This window comes from Bacillus sp. 05T31, assembly GCF_056396725.1.
Genome location: NZ_JBFTMA010000483.1, coordinates 1 through 4,879 on the forward strand (window position 1 = coordinate 1; position 4,879 = coordinate 4,879).

General features: G+C 34.8%; 4 protein-coding genes and 2 pseudogenes. 2 read left to right on the plus strand and 4 right to left on the minus strand.

Annotated elements, in window-relative coordinates; genetic code table 11:
* The first annotated feature begins 120 nt into the window (after positions 1-120).
* Positions 121-492, plus strand: a complete 372-nt coding sequence (locus AC1DJR_RS22410) for a hypothetical protein (protein ID WP_000461762.1) — start codon at positions 121-123, stop codon at positions 490-492.
* Positions 493-510: 18 nt separating this feature from the next.
* On the opposite strand, the gene AC1DJR_RS22415 is transcribed toward AC1DJR_RS22410, so the two are convergent.
* The 3 genes and pseudogenes from AC1DJR_RS22415 to AC1DJR_RS22425 all read right to left on the minus strand — a co-directional run.
* A complete protein-coding gene (locus AC1DJR_RS22415) occupies positions 511-1,452 on the minus strand; it encodes an alpha/beta fold hydrolase (protein ID WP_477003536.1) in 942 nt (313 codons plus the stop codon).
* Positions 1,404-1,613: pseudogene (locus tag AC1DJR_RS22420) on the minus strand (DUF3147 family protein); the annotation flags it as partial. The gene AC1DJR_RS22415 and the pseudogene AC1DJR_RS22420, both read right to left, overlap by 49 nt.
* Positions 1,613-1,906 (minus strand): annotated as a pseudogene (locus AC1DJR_RS22425) (MarR family winged helix-turn-helix transcriptional regulator); the annotation flags it as partial. The pseudogenes AC1DJR_RS22420 and AC1DJR_RS22425, both read right to left, overlap by 1 nt.
* Positions 1,907-2,030: 124 nt before the next feature.
* Between AC1DJR_RS22425 and AC1DJR_RS22430 the strand changes: the two are divergent.
* A complete protein-coding gene (locus AC1DJR_RS22430) occupies positions 2,031-2,858 on the plus strand; it encodes a PP2C family serine/threonine-protein phosphatase (protein WP_002012083.1) in 828 nt (275 codons plus the stop codon).
* A gap of 46 nt (positions 2,859-2,904) precedes the next feature.
* On the opposite strand, the gene asnB is transcribed toward AC1DJR_RS22430, so the two are convergent.
* Entirely contained in the window at positions 2,905-4,728 is a 1,824-nt protein-coding gene (asnB, locus tag AC1DJR_RS22435) for an asparagine synthase (glutamine-hydrolyzing) (protein ID WP_477003537.1), read from the minus strand.
* Positions 4,729-4,879 lie beyond the last annotated feature (151 nt).

A 4,879-nucleotide genomic window follows, 5' to 3' on the forward strand; every position in this document is an offset into this window, starting at 1 on the left:
GTCTACAGATTATCAGATAAATAATTTGTAAAAGTTTATCAAAAAAAGAGGAAAGGGAGAAGGTATTGTAGAAGTATGACTTTGTAACATAAAAAATATTGGTTAAAGGAGGCTGTTTACATGTTTGAGAAAGAGAAAGAAGGGCTTATTGAAGTTCACAACGTATATGAAATCGCACCAGCAGATGGAGCAATTATAGGTATGGCAACGGAAGAAGAAATGGAGATTGCTGCTGAACTAGAGTTACAGTACTATGCCCATTCTCGTTTATTAGAAGCAAATATTCAGTTAGACGGTTCCTCCTATAAAGAGTTACTTCAGGAGTTCCAGGAGTACGAAAGAAAATCAATGAACTTTTGGAGAGCAATACATAAACGTTTAGCTGTGCCATGGGCATGGGTACTACGTATTGATGTTGCGAACGGTCCTATATATGTAAGCAATGGGAGTTCGTATTATGAAGAAGTCGATGATGAAGAAGACTATGAATAGATAAGTAAGGAAGCAACTTCAGTTGCTTCCTTTTTTTATTGACAATGAGTGAATGGCTTCAATGATAGTATCTGGGCGATCATTTTCTATACCGTGACTAGCATGTTCGGCAAGAATATATTGGCTGTTTATTGAAATATGTAATTGCTCACGAATCAGTTCTTGCCACATGGCTTCAAGTTGTGTAGCTTCTTCTTTTGGCATACCGCCCTCAATCAATTGAGCAACAGAATATTGAGGATCTCTACCGATAAYGATTAATGGTATTTCTAATGCTTTATGTTGTTTTTTTATTGAGCGAGCGCAATATTTCCACTCGGACAGTTCAGCAGCTGTCGCTTTATATAAGGAAGGAGATGTGGAAAATTTGATATGCTGTTTTGTTGTATTGCCGAGCATAGATTTTAGTTCATTATAAAGTGCGTCTGCATCCATGTTGGAGTAAGTATGATATTTTTGTAGCCACATATCATCAGAATCAGTTTGATCAGAAACTGGTAAATGAAGCTCATCTAATCGGTGTAAGTTCATGGAAGTAGAATCAACTAAAAGAAGTGCTTGCAGCCTATCTTCATGTAACATTGCAAAATGTTGTGCGCATAAACCTCCATAGGAATGACCGATTAAAATGATTGGCTCATAAATATCTAGTTCATGTAGTAACATATGTAGTTCTTTTACAACTTGCATTGTTGTACGTCGATTAGTTCCTAGCTCACTTTTTCCGTAACCTGGGCGATGATATGAAATGACTGTGAATTTTTGTGAAAGCTTTTCTATAATAGGAAGCCAATCATAAAATGAGCATCCCATTCCTGTTTGAATGACTACAGTTTGTTTACTGCTACCTCTCATATATACTTCTACAGTTTGTCCAAATATCTCTACTGATCTATTAATAGTAATTCCCCCTAAGCTTGAAATATTTTTTGGCAAGTAAAGACGATACACCAGGCACATATGCCTAAGAGTATAGATGTACTAAGTGAAAAGGAGTTCTTTAAACCGATATAAACAATAAATAATAGTAGTGCGGATGCAGGAAATCCATATAATACGCCTAAAGCGAATTGACTTAATTCTTGTTTACTCCCACCTTCGAAAGAAATCCAAAATAGGGTAAAGTATGCTTTTCTAATACTTCAATGCCTTCTTTCGTTAAAGTAAGGTTTACAACCCTTTCATCGTGTTTGTTTCTTTCTTTTATAATAAATCCTTTTTGAATAAGGCGCTTTACGTGTTCAGATGCTGTGTTATGAGAGAGACTAAGCTCAGTAGCAACTTTTCCAATTGTTATATCTTTCTCACGAGAAACGATTTGTAAAATACGAATAGCTTGGTGAGAAAGGTTGTCTTCATATTCATATCGTAAGTGATAATAAATACTTTCCCAATGTTGATTAATGTCTTTCATAATGATAAATCCTCCTATTTTTATATCGTATAGTAAGATATATTCGTTGATTMAGARRTAAAATCCTTTTATTTTCATTAAAAATGTTGAAAAAGTTTATTTTTATTGAAATATAAGGTAATCTATGTGTAAAGGTATACATTTAGCAAGAGAGAGGATGATAGCTGTGAATACATTTAAATGGATTAGTCATGAAAAGATGTATGTAGATCAAATACATGTTGAAAAATGTGGTCCTCTTTCAGTCGGCGTATATGGAGGAAATCAAGAGAGTGATGCATATGAAAGAGGAGATGCAGTGCTAGCTTGGTGGGATCCGAAATTAGAATTTGAATTTGTTATGATTTTTGATACACATCATAAAACGAAAAATATACATTATATAATAGAAGCGATTTCAGAAAGAGAAGAAAAACTAAAAGAGTTATTTTCATACCCAATCCATTTAGCTTTTCATCATACACATATGTATTTATTAGCGTTATTTACAGATGAGCTCTTTATCGAGAAATGTGACCAAGATGATGAGGAACTTGCATGTTTAATTTGTTTACGAAAAGGCGAGTTCTTATATTGGCTATCAGTTGGTGATTGCTTCGCGTATTTATTCCATTCAGAGCAAACGAAAAATGGAAAAGGTAGGCTAAATAAGCGTAAGAACTATGARTAYATAGGAAGAAAAAATGTTTTTGCAGCGAATACACCTTGTTTTACATCAGGGGTAAGGGGATTAGAAAAAGGTCAGAATCACATTGTAATGGCAACGGATGGTATTTTAGAGTGTGATAAACTAAAGTTTGATGATGATCAATCTTTAGTAGAAATATTACACGACGGATCTTGTTTACAGATTGAGCCTGTATTAACAAATGTACTTCAGTGGAAAGGTAGAGATTGTGCCACTATTATTGGATGGTCCATCGATACTGAAAATAGACAATGTGCCAATTAATAAATGAAAGAGAGTTCAAGGGTTTTTGTCCTTGAACTCTTTTTTGTTAAGCAATATGAATATGATACGTTTTTAACCATTCATTTACTTGTAGCATATACTCCATAGCACTTCTTGCTTCAAAATTGGTAATCTCTTTGTTACTTTGATCAGCAATTGCAAGTAATATGGAATGGTTAATGAGTGAGAAAACAGGATTGTTTTTATTACTGCACATATCAAGCGTTAAATTGCGGATTGTTTGTAAATAGTGTGGATCCTGTGAAGTAGGGTAAGCGCTTTTTCTTCTATTTCGCACATCATCAGGTAAAGCTGGTTTCAGCGCTCTACGTAAAATTCCCTTTTCGATATTATCAATACTTTTAATATTGAAAGGAACGTTCCATAAATATTCAACTAATCTATAATCGCAAAACGGTACACGAACTTCAAATCCTACAGCCATACTCATACGGTCTTTACGGTCGAGTAAGAACGGAAGGAATCGTGTTAAAAATAAATAAAACATTTGACGCTGTTTCGCTTCTTTTTTACTTTCACCTTCAAGAGTAGGTACTTCAAGAGCAGCCTCATGGAATCGTTTATTAATGTACTGCTCAGGATTACATTGAGTTGTTACGTCGTTTAATAATAGAGAAGATGTGTTTTTCCAGTTTGTTAACCACGGAAACTTATCTACATATAATAGTTCTTCTTGATGAAACCAAGGATATCCCCCGAATACTTCATCAGCAGATTCTCCAGATAAAGCTACGGTTGCATCTTTTTTCATTTCGCAAAATAGTAAATAAAGTGAAGTTTCCATTTCACCAGCACTGGGTAAATCTTTCGCGTGAAGGGGAACGAATAAGTGATTTGCTAACTCTTCAGCATTCACAATAATATCATGGTGCGATGTCCCTACATGTTCAGAAACACGTTTTACCCAAGGAGCATCTAGACCAGTTCGAGCAAATGTCAGTTCGAAATCTTTCGCGCTATTTAAAAAGTCGATTGAATATGTGTGAAGTGTTTTGTGTTCCTCTCTAAATTCTTTACCTGCCAGTGCAGTAATACCACTAGAATCTAATCCGCCTGATAACATACAAACGAGGGGAACATCAGCAATTAATTGTCTTTTTACTGTATCTTGTAAAATAGATAAAATATGAGAAGATGTGTCTTGGGTAGAGTCTGTATGGATCTTACTTTCTAAATTCCAATACTTCTTAACTACTTTTTTATCACGTGTGAATGTTATAGAATGTCCAGCACGAACTTCTTGAATATGTTTAAAGACGCCACATCCTGGAGTTCGAAATAAGCCTAATCCAAATATTTCATTTATTCCATCCGCATCAATTTCAGCAGGAACAGATGGATGAGCTAATAACGCTTTTATTTCAGATCCGAAAATAATACTGTCATTTCTTTCTGTATAAAAGAGTGGCTTTACGCCTAAATGATCACGTGCTAAAAACAGTTGTTGCTTCTGATCATCCCATAAGGCGAAAGCGAAAATTCCGTTTAAATGTTGTACGCAGTCTTCTTTCCATTCTAAATAAGCATGTAGTAAYACTTCTGTATCTGAATGAGTTTCAAATGCATGCCCACATTTTYGAAGCTGTTCTCTCAGCTCACGAAAATTATAAATTTCTCCATTATAAGTAAGAGCATACGTATAATCACCAGCACGAAATGTCTTCGGCTGTGTCCCACCTTCTGGGTCAATAACAATTAAACGTCGGTGTGCAAAGGCCGCACGAGGAGAAAACCAAAATCCTTCAGCATCAGGACCACGATGCTGAATACTATTTGCCATCTTTTCTAAAATAACATGTTCATTKGAAAGATCYTTMTTCCAATCTACCCARCCTGTAATTCCACACATACAMATCTCATCTCCTAATTTAAAATGTTGAAAAATAGATTAATGAAATAAAATATACATTAAGTTAAAGAACGGCTACATAAATAGTGTACTACATGAATTAAATTGTAGACTTGAGAAATTTTTCTTCGCATGCACAGTTATATGAGAC

What these genes read in the sequence shown, in the direction of transcription:
- AC1DJR_RS22410 (WP_000461762.1), top strand. Translation starts at nt 121, where the DNA reads ATGTTTGAGAAAGAGAAAGAAGGGCTTATTGAAGTTCACAACGTATAT.